Raw genomic sequence first — 16,340 nt, forward strand, 5'->3', positions numbered from 1 at the left:
AAAAACTATCAAAAACTTTCTAACTTTGTCTTATGAAAATTAAAGAAATTCAAAACGAAATAGTAGACGAATTCTCATTTTTTGATGATTGGGAACAACGTTACGAATATTTAATCGAATTAGGAAAAAGTTTAGAAACATTAACTGAAGAAGAAAAAACAGATGATAAAATTATCAAAGGCTGTCAGTCTTCTGTTTGGTTAGATGCAGAACTTGATGGAAACACCATCAAATTCAAAGCCGATTCTAATGCAATTTTACCAAAAGGAATTGCTGCTTTATTGGTGAGAATGTACAACAAGCAAACGCCAAAAGATATTTTAGAATCGGATACAGATTTTATCAACGAAATTGGTTTATCAGAATTTTTATCTCCAACTCGTGCGAACGGTTTATTGGCGATGATTAAACAATTTAAATTCTATGCAATTGCATTTCAATCGAAACAAAATAATAGTTAAAACTATAATCAAAGCAACCTAAAATAATGGACGATTTTCTTGGACAAGCATTTATATTTTTATTTTCAGCTGTAATCTGCGTACCGATTTCTAAAAAACTTGGTATGGGTTCGGTTTTAGGATATTTAATTGCGGGTGTTTTAATTGGACCTTATGTCCTAAAATTTGTAGGTAATGATGGAGCAGATATCATGCATGCAACAGAATTTGGTGTAGTAATGATGCTCTTCCTTGTAGGATTAGAACTTGATCCGAAAGAATTCTGGAAGATGAAAGATAAAATCATCAGCCTAGGAGGAATGCAAGTTTTGGGAACAATTCTAATTACAACATTAGTTGGAGTTTTTGCGCTGAAAATGAATTTACCCTTGGCTCTTTCCATCTCATTTGCTGTAACGATGTCTTCTACTGCGATAATTATGCAAACACTTAGCGAAAAAGGATTGACCAAAACTAGTATTGGTAAGTCGACATTCTCGGTACTTTTATTTCAAGATATAATGGTTATTCCAATACTAGCGATCATTCCGCTTTTGGTTGGAGATTCGCTCATACAATCAATCGGAGACGATTCAAAAAGCTTACTTGTTGGAGGTCCAGCCTTCATGAAAACTTTGGTAATTGTAGGAGCGATTACTTTTATTTATGTAATTGGTCGCTATATTATTACACCTTATTTCAAATATGTTGGACAGTTGCAAGTACGTGAAATTTATACAGCATCTGCGTTACTTTTGGTAATTGGCGTTTCAGTTTTAATGCAAAAAGTAGGTATTTCACCTGCTTTAGGAGCTTTCATCGCTGGTGTAGTTTTAGCAAATAATGAATATAAACATCAGTTAGAAAGTGATATCGAGCCGTTTAAATCATTGTTATTAGGAATCTTTTTTATTGCAGTTGGATCAACAATAAACTTCAAATTAATTGCAGATAAACCATTTATGATTCTTGGATTAACATTCGGAATTATGTTAATAAAATCTTTGGTTTTATGGCTAATTGGAATCAAACACAAATTTGATTTTGATCAAAAATGGTTGTTCATTTTATTATTATCTCAAGTCGGAGAATTTGCTTTTGTAATTTTAGCATTAACTCGAAATTTAGATATTTTAAGCAAAGAATGGTATGATATGATGTTGGCTACAACGGCCATTACAATGGTTTTCACGCCTTTACTTTTGGTATTAAATGAAAAATTAATTCTAAAATATTTTGGAGTCAAAACAAAAGTTAAAACCATTATTCAAAACGATAAAATAATGCCAAATTCTGCTGACGGAGAAATTATTATTGCAGGTTTTGGTGATTTTGGGAATACCATAAGCCGAGTTTTAAAAAGCACTGGAATAAAATCGATTGTTTTGGATAATGATAGTGAGCGTGTAGAGAAAATGCGCAAGCAAGGTTTTAATGTCTTTTATGGTGATGCAACAAATATTAATTTATTAAAATCTGCTGGAGCCGAACATGCTAAATATTTTGTAGCCGCTTTAGATCCACCAGAAATCAATCAAAAATTGGTATATATCGTTCGAAAAAACTTTCCAAATCTCGAAATTATTGTTCGTGCAAAAAACCGTAGTTATGCCTACAATTATTTAAAAGATGGGTTGAATGAAGTGTACAGAGAAAACTTTTTCTCATCTGTTTATGTAGGAAGACAAATTCTAATGAAATATGGTTTCACTTATGATGAAGCTGCTAAAGTTGGAGAAATTTTTATTAAAAGTGATCGTAAATCATTGCGAAAAATCGCAAAACACGCCGAAAATTCAGATCAATATTTTGAAGCTTCAAAGCAAGAATTTGAGAAACAAATGAAAATGGTTGCAAAAGAAATTAACAACAGAAATCATGGAGAAAACGAATCGTAAGAAACTGTTAGTTTTACGTTTTTCTGCTTTGGGTGATGTAACGATGATCGCTCCTATTTTACAGGAATTTATTCAACAAAATCCAAATATTGAAGTCTATGTTGCTTCGCGTCCGTTTATGGGAAATATTTTCAAACAATTTCCGCAGATCAAATTTATTCCGGTTGATTTAAACAACAAATACAAAGGCTTTTTTAGCTTGTTCAAATTATACCATGATTTAAAAAAACATAATTTTGATTATGTTGCTGATTTTCATAACGTTATTAGATCAAAAATTATTACCGCTTTATTTAGATTAAATGGAACCAAAACAGCAACTTTAGACAAAGGACGTGCTGAAAAAAAAGCATTGGTTCATCAAGAAAATCGAGTTTTTAAGCAATTAAAATTAACAACTGAACGTTATGCAGATGTTTTGCGTCAACTCGGTTTTAAACTCAATTTAACACATCACATCAAACCAAAATCAATCAAAGAACCAAAATCGATTGGTATAGCGCCTTTTGCTGCATTTACAAGTAAAATGTATCCAATTGAAAAGATGAAAATCGTAACGAAGAATTTAGCCGAAAACGGGTATAAAATTTATCTATTTGGTGGTGGAAAAACTGAAACAGACGAATTAAAAAGTTGGGAAAAATTCAATCATAATATCACTTCTTTAGCTGGAACCGTTTCTTTTGAAGAAGAATTACAAGCCATTGCAAAATTAGAAGCGATGATTTCAATGGATAGTGCAAACATGCATTTAGCTTCATTGATGGGAACACGCACAATTTCTATATGGGGAGGAACACATCCTTATGCAGGATTTTTGGGTTATGGTCAAGCTATGGAAGATGTGATTCAGGATGAAACGTTAAAATGTCGACCAACTTCTATCTTTGGCAAAGATCCAAAAGGTTTTGAAAATTTTGATTATTTTCAAAATTTAAGTGCAGAAGATGTTTATCTACAAATTGTTAAAAGACTAGAAAATCTATAATTAAAAAGCATCATTAAGATGCTTTTTCTATTTTTATAAGATATTAAAAATTATATGAAATATACATTTCTTATTGTTGCTTTATTCTCTAATTTTCTTTTTGCACAAGAACCAAAAGTTATCGTCATAACTATGGATGGAGTAAGGTGGAAAGAAGTTGTTCGTGGTGCTGATAAATACTTAATTAATCGTCCAAATTTTACCTCTTCAATGAATTATCATAAAGAAAAATATTTTGTTGAAGATTCTCTACAACGTAGAAAATTATTAATGCCTTTTACATGGAACTATATTGCAAAAAAAGGTGTTATTCTAGGAAACAGAGACGAAAAAAATCATGTCAATTTAACGAATAAACCACTTTGGTCGTATCCTGGTTATAATGAAATTATTACTGGAAAACATGATGATATTAACATTATTAACAACGATGATATTTTAAATCCTAATGTTTCAATTTTTGAATATGTAAATAACATTCCGACTTATAATCAAAAAGTTATGGTAGTTGGAAGCTGGAAAATGTTTACGTATATATTCAATCAGAATCGATCAAAGCTATTAATCAATTCTGGTTATCAACATAGTTTTAATCCAAAACCTACTGGAAAAGAACTTTATTTAAATAAATTACAAGATTTAACACCAAAACTTTGGCAAAACACTCGTTACGATATCTTTACACATGAATATGCGTTAGAAGCTATGAAAAATCAAAAACCTCATTTACTTTTTATAGGATATGGTGAGCCTGATGATTTTGGACATGATGAAGATTACGATCAATATATTACTTCAATAAACCGCAATGATAGAATGATTGAGGAATTATGGAATTATGTACAAAGCGATCCATTCTATAAAGATCAAACAACTATTATTGTAACAACTGATCACGGACGTGGAAATGGAAGACAATGGTCAGAACATTATGATGAAATTCTTGGATCAGACGAAGGTTTTATATTGATGATTGGAAATGGGATTAATCCTAAAAAATTCAAACAGAAACAAACTTATCTCAATCAAATTGCCTCTACAATTGCTGATTTAATGAAAGTAAAAACATGGAATTATAAGGATTCTGGAAAGTCGTTATTGAAGTAAGATTTGTCTGCTTTGAATATCCGATTCCAACGGTAAAATGCGGTCTCCAGCGTGTTTTTCTAACTGAAATAATTTATTCAAAACGGCACTTTCAGTAAACCAACGTTTTAACCTAAAAAATATTGGTAGATAATACTAATTATGTTTAGTAGATTACTTTTATTAGAGATTTACCTGTTTTAAGTGGCTTTTTAATATGTTTTTCATAAATTTTAATATTATTTATTTTGTTTTTAATTAAATATTGGATATTATTTTATATATTTATAAATATATAACACTTAAAAATACTACTTATGAAAAAACATTACTTAAAAACATTTTGTTTATTTTTACTTTCATTTATCGTTTTTAGTTGCTCTTCTGATGATAGTAAAAATGAAGATATTTCTCAAGCTGACGCAAATGCAAAGATTGAAAATTCAATTGTGGGTGGGAAAATTGCAAATATTAAAGACGGTAAGATTAATTTATTAGTATCAAAGGCATCTATTAATAAAGGTATAGAAAATCTTATAGATCCTGTTAATGAAAATAGTTTATCTTATAACGAATCTAAGATTATTAATATTGATAATTCATATTATTTAAGAAGTTTATCTGACAATGGTTTAGTAACAACAACCTTATTAGAAGAAAGTAATAATAATGGAAATATTTCTTTATTAGTTGGAGGTATTTCTTGTACAAGTAAAGCGTGTGCTGGTACTAACGGTTGTGTTCCAGCTGCAAATAAAAAATCTTGTACATCTTGTCTTGGTGATTGTACTAAAACCGTTACTTCTTTTGAACCTCAAGAATAATTTATAACACCTTTTATGTTAAGTAAAAACTCCCATCAAAAAATTTGATGGGAGTTTATATTTCTAACTTGTTTGTTCTTGATTAATGAGCTGATTCTCTATCTTTTGATCAATTTCTTTAAAGAATCCGAAACCTTTCAGAATGATAATTAGTCCAAAGATTAATAGACAAATACCAACTCCTTTTCGCACCATAAATACTTTTTGATCGGTAAAACGTTTCTGTAGCTTCCCTGCCAAAAATATTTTACCCAAATCTATTACAAAATAGGTCGTCAAAACAACGCCCATATACAGCATAAAATCTCTTGGATTTGGATATTGAATCATGATTGAAGAAACAATTACAAACCAAAAAACAATCACACCAATATTCAATAAATTCATGATAAATCCATTGATGAAAGTCCTCATATAATTATTGGTTACAAATCCTGCTTCACCTTCTATATGTAGTTTAGGTTTAGAGAAATACATAAAAATTCCATAAATCAAAACAAAGAAACCAGCAATGATATAGATGCGATAAAATCTAGGATGGCTTGTCACATAATCTGCAAAATCTTTGCTCCCAAAATAAGCAGCAGCAATACATAGAATATCCGCAGCTATTACTCCCAAATCCAATACTACAGCGGTTTTCCAGCTTCTTCGTAAACTTGTTTCGATAAGCAAAAAAAATACTGGTCCAATAAGGATTGTACTCAATAAAAAACCTATTAGTATGGCCGAAAATATTATTTCCATAACTTAATTAAGGTCTGCAAGATAAGTTTAAATTATGAAACTTAAGCATCAACCAATTCAAAATCTAATTGCTTCTTAATTAAATCTGCACTTAAAACTTTGATTCTAACTGGGCTTCCTAATTGATATTTAACTCGTGTACGTTTTCCAACTAAGGCATGATTTTTTTCATCAAAAACAAAATGATCACCTTTCATCGCACGCGATCTGATTAATCCTTCGCAACGAGTTTCTGGAATTTCAACGAATATTCCATAATCCTGAACTCCTGTAATAAACGCATCAAAAGTTTGACCTACGAATTGCTCCATGTATTTAACTTGCATGTATTTAATCGATTCTCTTTCGGCTTCTGCTGCAATTTTCTCACGAGAAGAACAATGTTTTGCCTTCTCTTCATAGGTAGAAGCTAATGGCGATTTTTTACCATCCAAATAATCTTGTAACAAACGGTGTGCAATCATATCTGGATAACGACGAATAGGCGACGTAAAATGAGTATAATAATCGAATGCTAAACCGTAATGTCCTATATTTTCTGTTGTATATTTAGCTTTTGCCATTGTTCGCATTGCCAAAGTCTCAACCATATTTTCTTCTGGTTTGCCTTTTACATCAGCTAACAATTTATTCATCGAATTGATGGTTGTTTTACGATCTCCAATTTCTAATTCGTAACCAAACTGACGAATAAAATTCTTTAAATCTAGTAACTTATCTGGGTTTGGATCATCGTGAATACGATAAATATAAGTATTCGAGTTCTCTTTGCCGTTTTTATCTAAACTAATAAATTCTGAAACTTTTCGGTTACATAACAACATGAATTCTTCAATTAGTTTATTCGAATCTTTCGAAATTTTAAAGAAAATTCCTTGTGGATTATGCGCTTGATCCAAATCGAATTTTACTTCAACTTTATCAAAGTTAACTGCTCCATGTTTCAATCGCTTTTGGCGCATTGTTTTCGCTAAACGGTCTAAAGCTAAAATCTCATCTTTAAAATCTCCATCTTCTCCTTCGATAATAGCTTGTGCTTCTTCGTATGTAAAACGTCTGTCCGAATGCGTTACAGTTCGACCAAACCACGTGTTTACAATCTTCGCATTGTCGTCCATTTCAAATACTCCTGAAAAGGTAAATTTATCTTCGTTTGGACGTAAAGAACAGGCAACATTCGACAAAACTTCTGGTAACATTGGTACTACTCTATCAACTAAATAAACAGAAGTTGCACGTTTGTAAGCTTCTTGCTCGATTAACGAACCTGGACGAACATAATGTGTGACATCGGCAATATGCACACCAATTTCCCAATTTCCATTATTCAATTTACGTATAGATAAAGCATCATCAAAATCTTTTGCATCCTTCGGATCAATCGTAAATGTTGTTACATTTCGCATATCTCGGCGACGGGCAACTTCATTTTCTCCGATAGTTGTATCCAACTGATTTGCTTCTTCCTCTACTTCTTCCGGAAATTTAGCTGGTAAATCATATTCAAATAAAATTGCATGAATTTCAACATCTGTATCGTCTGGATTTCCTAAAACTTTAGAAACTTCTCCAAACGGAGAATTAGAACCTTCTGGCCAATTCGTTAAACGAACCACAACTTTTTCTCCTGATTGAGCTCCATTAATACGCTCTTTTGGAATAAAAAAATCGTGATTTCCATTTTGCATCGTTACAAATCCAAAATTTCCGTTTTTTCCTAATTCGAAAATTCCAGTAAATTCTGTTTTATTACGTTCTACAATTTCAACAATTTCACCTTCTGCACGAGAAGAATTTTTGTTCTTTTTAGGATAAACATAAACACGAACTGTGTCGCCCTTTAAGGCATTTTTTGTTTTTCCTTTTTGTACAAAAACATCTTGTTCCAAACCATCAATCACAATGTAAGCACTTCCCGAAGAAGTTAAATCGGCAATTCCAACCATATAATCATTGGTTGCATTAATCTTGTATTTTCCTCTTTCGACTTCAGTTATTTTTTTATCAGCTAATAAAACATTCAAATTTTTGATTAATAATTCGACATCAATTCGATTCGTTAAATTTAAAGCTGCTGCGATTTGTTTGTAATTTAAAGGTTTATTTGGATTTTGAAATAAAACTTCGATGATAGACTTCGTAAACTTTGTTATGTTTTTGTCTTTTTTCGCCTTTGTATTTTTAAAATTTTTTCTTGGCATAATTTGTTTTCTGTAAAATCTCTTGATTTATTTTCGAGATTTATTTTAAAATAGTTAATAAATAAACATCTTAATTCATTGATTATTAATTCAGTTTTAATAACTATTGATAAGATGTTAATAAACAACATAACCACTGCAAAGGTAATATATCCTTTTTCTAAAATAACAATTTACAGCCAATTCTATGTTACATAAAAGATAAGATTACTTTTAACACTTCGATTTATTGCGAAAATTGAGCCAAAAAAGTTATTTTTGACAAGATTATTAATTGAATGGATACTAAACCTTTATATCAAACTTATTTGATTAATTTAGATCGTGCAGAAGAACGATTGAAATTAATGCAAAACGAATTCGATAAATGTGCTGTTTCATACGAAAGAATTTCTGCTGTAGATGCTAAAACCATGGATGTTACTACTTATAAAGTGGATAACAAATATGATCGTGATTTGGTTCCTGGAGAAATTGGTTGTTATTTAAGTCATGTCAAAACATTAGAAGTTTTCTTGGCTTCCAAAAACGAATTTGCCGTTATTATTGAAGATGACGCCATAATGGCGGATGATTTTAAATCTGTTATAGAGAACTCTCTTTCGATGTATCACCAACTTCCCAAAAAACATCAATGGGATGTTCTGAAGTTATTTAACGGAAAAAGAAAACACATTAAGATAGCAGAAATAGACGAAAAACATATTTTGGCGGCTTGCGGAACAAGTATTCCGATTACAACGATTGCTGCGATTTGGACTCGTTTTGCTGCAGAAAAATTTTTAGCCAAAATTAAAAATCCTTTACCAACAATCAAACGACCTATTGACTGTGATTTGCAACATGCGTGGGAATTTGATTTAAGAATTTATAATATTCTTCCATCACTTGTTAAACCTGCGCCAGTAGAAACTCAAATTCAAATTGATAGATCGTTAAGAAAATCAAAATTTCCAAGACAATTGATTTATGAAGTAAATCGAATTTTTCCCAAATATCTCTATTTAATTAAGCATCATGGTTTCAGAAATTTTTATGATAGTTTTATCGCAAAGAAAAACAAACGCATTTCTTAATTAACAATCAGCATCAATCATATAACATTTAAAAACAATAAATTAACAATGCTTATCAACAGTTATAAACAATGTTAATGCTATCTTAAAACCTAAAAAAAGCAGTTTCAACTTAAGAAACTGCTTTTTCTATTTATAGTAATTCGATACTTTCCTCTTTTAATTTTTCTTTTACTTTACCATCCCAAATACTAGCTTGTACTTCGCCGATGTGACGCGACTTTAACATAAACATACACAAACGAGATTGACCAATTCCTCCTCCTATGGATTCTGTTAATTGATCGTCTAATAACATCGAGTGAAATAATAAGTTTTTACGGTCTGTTGAGTTTCTAATCTCCAGTTGTTTAGTCAATGCTTTTTTATCTACACGAACTCCCATCGAAGAAAGTTCAAAAGCAGTTTCCAAAATTGGGTTCCATACTAAAATATCACCGTTCAAACCTTTAAAACCTTCGCTATTTTCAGTACTCCAATCATCATAATCTGCAGCGCGCGAATCGTGTAATTCTCCGTTACTTAGTTCACCTCCAATCCCATAAATAAACACCGCTCCAAATTCCTTACAAATTGCATTTTCTCGCTGTTTAGGAGTAAATGTTGGGTATTTTTGTAACAAATCTTCTGATGAAATAAACGTAATTTTATCTGGTAAAATTGCTTTTAAGCGAGGATACTTAGCCTCTACACCTTGTTCTGTTTCTTTAATTACTTTGTAAATAGATTCAACTGTTTGGAAAAGATAAGCTAACTGACGGTCTTGAGGAACAATTACTTTTTCCCAATCCCATTGATCCACATAAATAGAATGTATTGGCGAATAATCTTCATCAGGGCGTAATGCGCGCATATCTGTTATAATTCCTTCTCCTGGTTCTATCTCCAACTCTTTCAAACGAATACGTTTCCATTTAGCCAAAGAATGTACAACTACAGCATGCTGATCATTTAAAGATTTAATCGGAAATTTTACAGGTCTTTCGATACTATTCAAATCATCATTAATTCCTGTACCATCCAAAACTACCAATGGTCCTGACACAGGAATTATGTTTAATTCTTTTTGTAATCCTTTAGAGAATTCTTCTTTAACATAAGAAATTGCTTGTTCTCGAAGTAATAATGCTCTGCTCATCTTTTAATCTTTAAATTCTTTCTGGGTGTAAAAATAGAACAGCTTTTTATATAAAATTTACTATTGACTTAAATTAGTTTAAAAATAGTTAATTACAAATGTAATTTATTAATTATTATTTAATATTTAAACTTATAAATTATTTTAGGTTTAATATTTAAAATAAAAATCTATCAACTCTTACGAATTGACCGATTTTTTATCTTATATGTACCTATATAAAATTATCCGTTACAAGAACACGCTATTTTATCTACACGTCCTTGGTGTCTACCACCTTCAAATTCTGTTGCTAAAAATGTATTCACAATTTCTTCTGCATATTCATACGCAATAAAACGAGCAGGCAAAGTCAATACATTTGCATTATTGTGTTGACGAGCCAAACGAGCTATATCCGTCATCCAACACAATGCAGCACGAATTCCTTGGTGTTTATTTGCAGTTATGGTAACGCCTTGCGCACTACCACAAATCAAAATTCCGAAATCTGCTTTTCCATCTTCTACAGCTTGTGCCGTTGGATGTGCAAAATCAGGGTAATCAACACTTGCTGTTGAGAACGTTCCAAAATCCTCAACCTCAAATCCTTGACTTGTTAAAAAGGGTACTAATTTCTCCTTATAATCGAACCCAGCATGGTCCGCTCCGATTGCAATTTTCATTTAATTAACAGGTGTTTTTTGTTTTTTGTTTTAAATAATTGTAAATCAAACGTTAAGTAAAAGTAACAACTTGTTAAAAGATGATTGAATAAAACTAATAACTTTTCGACACAAAAATTTGGAAATCTGATTCAAAAAATCAATTAGAAATAAATCAATACAAGTCAAGTGAAAGTTTTCATTTTGGCACAAAAGATTTGCACACGGTTATTGATAGTTTTCACAAAACTTCTTTTTAACAAAAGTTGTTTATCAACCAAAATGATTAATTGTTGATAGCTGATCTAACTCTTTCATTACAAAACAAAATTACGAATAATAGCTTGTTAATTGCTATTAAATAAAATTTATCTCACTTTAGTTATCCACATATTAACAGTGCTAATAGTAGTAACATTTTTCTTTTTTTTAAAATTTAAAAATTAATTAATCTATTATAATATATATGAATTGTTAATAGTTGAAAATTGTATTGAATGATTTTAAGTGCGAAAATGAAACTTTGATTACTTTTGTGAAGTACAAATTTCAAAAGCAAAAAATGAAAACAATCAACGACTACAATTTCGAAAATAAAAAAGCATTAATCCGTGTAGATTTCAATGTTCCACAAGACGAAAACTTAAATGTTACCGATGATACACGAATTAGAGCTGCCAAACCAACGATCGATAGGGTATTGAAAGATGGTGGAGCAGTTGTCTTAATGAGTCATCTGGGACGTCCAAAAGGAGAATTCAATGATAAATATTCATTAAAACACATTGCCTCTAAAGTTTCAGAAATTCTTGGCGTTGATGTAATTGTTGCAAATGACGTTATTGGCGATGATGCAAAACAAAAAGTTAATAATCTAAAATCAGGCCAAGTTGTATTATTAGAAAACGTCCGTTTCCACAAAGAAGAAGAAGCTGGTGACAAAGATTTTGCACAAGCTTTGGCTCAATTTGGAGATATTTACGTGAATGATGCTTTCGGAACAGCACATCGTGCACATGCTTCTACAGCAATTATTGCAGATTTTTTCCCAGAAAATAAATGTTTTGGTTTGTTAATGGAACAAGAGTTAACAGCTATTAACAAAGTGTTAGCTGATGGTGAAAAACCTGTAACAGCGATACTTGGAGGAGCTAAAGTGTCTTCTAAAATTACAATTATCAACAATATTTTACCAGTTATTGATAACTTGATTATTGGTGGAGGAATGACATATACTTTCGTTAAAGCGAATGGAGGAAAAATTGGAAATTCGTTGGTTGAAGACGATAAATTAGATTTAGCGAAAGAAATTTTAGCTGAATGTGAAAAACATAACGTAAAAGTATATTTGCCAATCGATAATTTGATTGCTGATAATTTTAGTAACGAAGCGAATACACAAGTGACAAAAGTTGGTGAGATTCCTGATGGATGGATGGGAATGGATGTTGCTGATGAAACAATCAAACAAAATGCAGAAGTGATTAAAAATTCGAAAACAATACTTTGGAATGGTCCTTTAGGTGTTTTTGAAATGTCAAATTTCGCAAAAGGAACGGTTGCTTTAGGTGATGCAATTGCAGAAGCTACAGCAAATGGCGCTTTCTCTTTAGTTGGCGGAGGAGATTCTGTTGCTTTCGTAAAACAATTTGGTTACGACAACAAAGTGAGTTACGTTTCAACTGGAGGTGGTGCAATGTTAGAATCACTTGAAGGTAAAGAATTACCAGGAGTTGCTGCAATTCTAAATTAAGAAACAACATTTTTTCAACATAAATAAAAGTCGAGCTTTTGCTCGGCTTTTTTTATGTTTTTGAATTCATTGAACTTTACTTTTTCATGAGTAGCTTCTTCACTTTACTATCGTTTCGTTCAGAATAATATTTTTTTGAATGACATTAAATTTCTGACATTTCAAAGTATTGAGAAATCTCAACATCTTTTCACAATGTGATTCTAAAAAAAATCAGTTTTGATAATTGTTGATAGTAATATATTTATAATGAATAAATTAACTACTTTTTAACTGAGTTATCAAATAATTGTTTGTAAGATAGAATTATACTATTTTGTTAATAGTAAATGATTGTATTTAAATAAATTAAAAGCTTATAAACGTAGTTTATTAAAACTTGTGAATAAGTCATTTTTTTGAATTTAAATAAGTCAATTATACTAAAATTGTTAATTATAAATTATTCATTTTAAATGAATTAAAAAGTAATTAAGATAGTTTATCAAAAAATGTTGAAATTGAAATATAACTACAATTAGCTATTTTATTTGAAATAAAGCTTTGTTATATTCGTAATGAACTAATTTTCAGTTTATGAATGAATTTAACCAACGCCTAAACGAAGTAGAAAATCATTTGAATCATAACGATCTCGATTTGGGATATCGACGCTTGATTGATTGTGTCTTGGATTTGGATAAAATATCTTTTTACAAAGAGATTATTTCGTATTCAGATTTATATTACGACGAAAAATCAACCAACGATCATAAAAAAACTAAGGCATTAGAACTTGTTGAAAAGTTAAAACAAGCGACTCCTCCAGCTTATCAAAATGAGGAAATTTTGATTTCAACGAACAATGTTGAAAAAGCATATCATCGTCGAAATTTTAAACTTCATCCCATAACATTTGATCTCAAATCGAGAGAAGTTGTTGGTTTGGTTGGTGAAAATGGAAATGGAAAAACGACTTTATTGCGTTTGATTTGTGGCGAACTAAAACCGACTGCTGGTGATATCAATTACCAATTTTCTACAGCAAAATCGTTTAGTTACGAACTGAAAACGAAGTTAGTTTATGTACCGCAACGTATCGAAGTTTTGTACGGTTCGTTGATGGAAAATCTGCAATTTACATTAAGCTGTTATGATATTTATAGCGAAGAAAATTGGTTGTTGGCCAATGTAATGTTGGCTCGTTTGGGACTTTGGTCTTACAAAGATTTGCAATGGCGACAATTGTCGTCTGGTTATAAAATGAGATTCGAGCTGGCGCGAACATTATTGCGTCGTCCAAAAGTTTTGTTGTTAGACGAACCTTTGGCTAATTTGGATATTTTAGCACAACAAATTATTCTGGAAGATTTGAAGTTTTTATCGCAATCTATCCGAAATCCATTTGGTGTTATATTGAGTTCTCAACAATTGTATGAAGTTGAAAAAGTATCTACAGAGGTTCTATTTTTAGAACAAGGAAAACTTAAAATACAAGGAGATACAAATGATTTGGAAGGAGAATTTACGATTGTTGAAATAGATGTTGATAATACAAAAGAAGAGTTATTAACAGCTTTATCGGGTATTGAAATTAAGCAAATCAAATTTAACGGAGGTTCGTATATTGCTTATTTTGATAAGGGAATTTCGATAAATAATATTCTATCAGAAATAGGAAAATCAACCTTAAAAGTAAAATACATCAGAGATATTTCGAAGTCAAGTCGTCGCTTTTTTGTCAATTAAAACTAAATAAATTATGTTTAAAAAAATAAATCAAACTTTAATAACAAAATATCCGTTGATTTGGAATCTGAAATTTATTTGGATTTTACTAACTGTATTTATTTTTAATCTTATTGCATTTATCAATGGTTTTTTATTTTTCAATAAAAAATCTCAACTACAAGAAAGTGCATTATATGAAACCTTTTTCAATTCAGGAACTATATTTTTTTATATTTTAATAGGTGTATTAATTACGGTTATTTGGCATTACTTTTATTTTAAAAATAATCGTTTCAAATCAAATTATCCAACTTCAAGAAACTATTTGTTCAAAGAGTTTTTAGCTGTTTTCTTCATCTTCTTTTTGATGATGTATGTTCCAAATTCGTTTAAAACTGGATTGAAATTACGCGTTTCAAATTATATGTCAGAAGAACAATATTTGAAAGATATTGATGTCATCAACCGTGCGCAAGGTTTTGCATTACAACCAACTTTTGGTTATGATAATTATTCGAGAAATTTGCCTGTTTCTGTTTTTGATTCGTTGGTTTCAGAAAAAGAAACAAAGGAATTGTATGAAATAAACAAAAAGGAATATTTAAGAGAAAATCCGACATATTCGTATAATGCTTTTTTAAAACCTTATTTTAGAAACCCAGAATTTGAAACTTTATTAGCAAATCATTTTCCTCAACGTAAAAGTTATTCTAAAATTATTTTTAATGAAATATATCAACCATTATTCAAAGTAAAATCTAATGAATATAATCCAGCGATGGAAGCTACTTATGTAGCTTCAGAACCAGTTTATGCTATAGATTCTGTTTCAGCACAAGTTTCAACTACTGAAAATCCAAACGTTTATTACAATTTAGCGAGTTTATACAACTATAGTTTTTTAACATTCCAAAACCCGAAAGATTCAACTTTTAATCATCAATTTTACGATGAACAATGGATGGCTTTGTTACAAAAAAATGATCGTAAAGAAATTGAAAATTTATTGAATAATTATACTGATTTACTCAAAAAACAAGAAATTGGTTATCAGTTCAAACATAAAAAATGGATCGATTATATTCCTCAATATCCCTATTATTTTATTGATCATAAACTTGATTATATTAATTCATACCAAGACGAAAACAGAAAGCAAAAAGATTACATAAACCAAGATAGTTTGAACAGGGTATATGAAAACATTGAGTTTTCGAAATATCAATCCACTTGGTTAAATCATATTCAGCACTATTTGTTAACCGCTTTAATTTTTACTGTTCTTGTTATTTCGTTTAGATTTAGTTCGTTCAAAGTTTGGTTAATTTCCTTGATTGGATCAGGAATCTTAGGAATTCTTGGAAGTGTTTTCGGAATTTCTATTGATGCGAGTATTGGTCACACAAAATATACACCCTACATTATTTTATTGTTTTTCTACATTGCATTTATTGTGATTATAATTTTAGGATTGCGTTCCAAAAAATACAAAGTTCTAACAGGTGTTAATCTAAATTGGTTTGTTGCGACAAATATCTTTATCGCTATTGCAATGTTGAGTTTTTACACCGATATTCGAGCAGAAATGTTGTATAATCCTAATTCAGGAATTGGAATTTATGATTTGAGACAAACAAATAATGAATTATTGATGTTGCAAAAATTATCAGAAATCTTTCTATTTATTAATCCAATCTTATTTGCGATAAGTTTTTATTTCATTATTAATCTTTACAAAAAATGGCAAGCCATGCCAGAAGAATAAAAATAAAAATGAAAACAAATAAATCAAAAAAGCTGTTTTTAATTCATTAAAAACAGCTTTTTTGATTTAA

13 protein-coding genes are annotated in these 16,340 nt (G+C 30.2%); 9 read left to right on the forward strand and 4 right to left on the reverse strand.

What is annotated here, in order from left to right; all coding sequences use genetic code 11:
- Nucleotides 1-32 precede the first annotated feature (32 nt).
- The 5 genes from NZD85_RS09230 (at nucleotide 33) to NZD85_RS09250 (ending at nucleotide 5,236) form a co-directional block, all read left to right on the forward strand.
- Complete coding sequence (locus NZD85_RS09230) at nucleotides 33-461, forward strand: SufE family protein (RefSeq protein WP_171623391.1); 429 nt, start codon at nucleotides 33-35, stop codon at nucleotides 459-461.
- A 26-nt stretch (nucleotides 462-487) separates the two neighbouring features.
- Nucleotides 488-2,338, forward strand: coding sequence for a monovalent cation:proton antiporter-2 (CPA2) family protein (locus tag NZD85_RS09235; protein WP_260541549.1), 1,851 nt, complete (start codon nucleotides 488-490; stop codon nucleotides 2,336-2,338).
- Nucleotides 2,319-3,326, forward strand: a complete 1,008-nt coding sequence (locus NZD85_RS09240; RefSeq protein WP_225540657.1) for a glycosyltransferase family 9 protein — start codon at nucleotides 2,319-2,321, stop codon at nucleotides 3,324-3,326. The genes NZD85_RS09235 and NZD85_RS09240 overlap by 20 nt, the downstream gene beginning before the upstream one ends.
- A 54-nt stretch (nucleotides 3,327-3,380) precedes the next feature.
- Complete coding sequence (locus NZD85_RS09245; protein ID WP_260541551.1) at nucleotides 3,381-4,433, forward strand: alkaline phosphatase family protein; 1,053 nt, start codon at nucleotides 3,381-3,383, stop codon at nucleotides 4,431-4,433.
- 296 nt (nucleotides 4,434-4,729) lie between these two features.
- Entirely contained in the window at nucleotides 4,730-5,236 is a 507-nt protein-coding gene (locus tag NZD85_RS09250; RefSeq protein ID WP_260541553.1) for a hypothetical protein, read from the forward strand.
- 63 nt (nucleotides 5,237-5,299) lie between these two features.
- Here NZD85_RS09250 and NZD85_RS09255 read toward each other — a convergent pair whose 3' ends face one another.
- Nucleotides 5,300-5,983, reverse strand: coding sequence for a LysE family translocator (locus tag NZD85_RS09255; RefSeq protein ID WP_260541554.1), 684 nt, complete (start codon nucleotides 5,981-5,983; stop codon nucleotides 5,300-5,302).
- 41 nt (nucleotides 5,984-6,024) lie between these two features.
- The gene (gene rnr, locus NZD85_RS09260) at nucleotides 6,025-8,184 is read right to left on the reverse strand and encodes a ribonuclease R (protein WP_260541555.1); all 2,160 of its coding nucleotides are present in this window, start codon (nucleotides 8,182-8,184) and stop codon (nucleotides 6,025-6,027) included.
- Between the two features lie 278 nt (nucleotides 8,185-8,462).
- Here rnr and NZD85_RS09265 point away from each other — a divergent pair, with 278 nt between their 5' ends.
- Complete coding sequence (locus tag NZD85_RS09265; RefSeq protein ID WP_171623400.1) at nucleotides 8,463-9,260, forward strand: glycosyltransferase family 25 protein; 798 nt, start codon at nucleotides 8,463-8,465, stop codon at nucleotides 9,258-9,260.
- Nucleotides 9,261-9,393: 133 nt separating this feature from the next.
- Here the strand turns inward: NZD85_RS09265 and asnA are convergent, their stop codons facing one another.
- Together asnA and rpiB are read right to left on the reverse strand one after the other, a co-directional pair.
- Nucleotides 9,394-10,398, reverse strand: coding sequence for an aspartate--ammonia ligase (gene asnA / locus NZD85_RS09270; RefSeq protein ID WP_171623401.1), 1,005 nt, complete (start codon nucleotides 10,396-10,398; stop codon nucleotides 9,394-9,396).
- Between the two features lie 224 nt (nucleotides 10,399-10,622).
- Nucleotides 10,623-11,063 (reverse strand): ribose 5-phosphate isomerase B, encoded by a 441-nt coding sequence (gene rpiB / locus NZD85_RS09275; RefSeq protein ID WP_171623402.1) that lies wholly within the window; start codon nucleotides 11,061-11,063, stop codon nucleotides 10,623-10,625.
- A gap of 541 nt (nucleotides 11,064-11,604) precedes the next feature.
- Here rpiB and NZD85_RS09280 point away from each other — a divergent pair.
- The 3 genes from NZD85_RS09280 to NZD85_RS09290 all read left to right on the forward strand — a co-directional run bounded on the left by NZD85_RS09280 (nucleotide 11,605) and on the right by NZD85_RS09290 (nucleotide 16,270).
- Nucleotides 11,605-12,795, forward strand: a complete 1,191-nt coding sequence (locus NZD85_RS09280; protein ID WP_260541557.1) for a phosphoglycerate kinase — start codon at nucleotides 11,605-11,607, stop codon at nucleotides 12,793-12,795.
- A 576-nt stretch (nucleotides 12,796-13,371) separates the two neighbouring features.
- Nucleotides 13,372-14,523 carry an ABC transporter ATP-binding protein gene (locus tag NZD85_RS09285; RefSeq protein WP_171623404.1) on the forward strand — a complete coding sequence of 384 codons (1,152 nt, stop codon included), beginning with the start codon at nucleotides 13,372-13,374 and terminating at the stop codon, nucleotides 14,521-14,523.
- 13 nt (nucleotides 14,524-14,536) lie between these two features.
- Nucleotides 14,537-16,270 (forward strand): hypothetical protein, encoded by a 1,734-nt coding sequence (locus tag NZD85_RS09290; protein WP_260541559.1) that lies wholly within the window; start codon nucleotides 14,537-14,539, stop codon nucleotides 16,268-16,270.
- Nucleotides 16,271-16,340: the final 70 nt, after the last annotated feature.

Source organism: Empedobacter stercoris (genome assembly GCF_025244765.1).
Taxonomy (GTDB): Bacteria; Bacteroidota; Bacteroidia; order Flavobacteriales; family Weeksellaceae; genus Empedobacter; species Empedobacter stercoris.

Bases quoted from the DNA above. Each gene is read 5' to 3' on its own strand.
- NZD85_RS09230 (WP_171623391.1), top strand. From the start codon at position 33: ATGAAAATTAAAGAAATTCAAAACGAAATAGTAGACGAATTCTCATTT.
- NZD85_RS09235 (WP_260541549.1), top strand. From the start codon at position 488: ATGGACGATTTTCTTGGACAAGCATTTATATTTTTATTTTCAGCTGTA.
- NZD85_RS09240 (WP_225540657.1), top strand. From the start codon at position 2,319: ATGGAGAAAACGAATCGTAAGAAACTGTTAGTTTTACGTTTTTCTGCT.
- NZD85_RS09245 (WP_260541551.1), top strand. From the start codon at position 3,381: ATGAAATATACATTTCTTATTGTTGCTTTATTCTCTAATTTTCTTTTT.
- NZD85_RS09250 (WP_260541553.1), top strand. From the start codon at position 4,730: ATGAAAAAACATTACTTAAAAACATTTTGTTTATTTTTACTTTCATTT.
- NZD85_RS09255 (WP_260541554.1), bottom strand. From the start codon at position 5,983: ATGGAAATAATATTTTCGGCCATACTAATAGGTTTTTTATTGAGTACA.
- rnr (WP_260541555.1), bottom strand. From the start codon at position 8,184: ATGCCAAGAAAAAATTTTAAAAATACAAAGGCGAAAAAAGACAAAAAC.
- NZD85_RS09265 (WP_171623400.1), top strand. From the start codon at position 8,463: ATGGATACTAAACCTTTATATCAAACTTATTTGATTAATTTAGATCGT.
- asnA (WP_171623401.1), bottom strand. From the start codon at position 10,398: ATGAGCAGAGCATTATTACTTCGAGAACAAGCAATTTCTTATGTTAAA.
- rpiB (WP_171623402.1), bottom strand. From the start codon at position 11,063: ATGAAAATTGCAATCGGAGCGGACCATGCTGGGTTCGATTATAAGGAG.
- NZD85_RS09280 (WP_260541557.1), top strand. From the start codon at position 11,605: ATGAAAACAATCAACGACTACAATTTCGAAAATAAAAAAGCATTAATC.
- NZD85_RS09285 (WP_171623404.1), top strand. From the start codon at position 13,372: ATGAATGAATTTAACCAACGCCTAAACGAAGTAGAAAATCATTTGAAT.
- NZD85_RS09290 (WP_260541559.1), top strand. From the start codon at position 14,537: ATGTTTAAAAAAATAAATCAAACTTTAATAACAAAATATCCGTTGATT.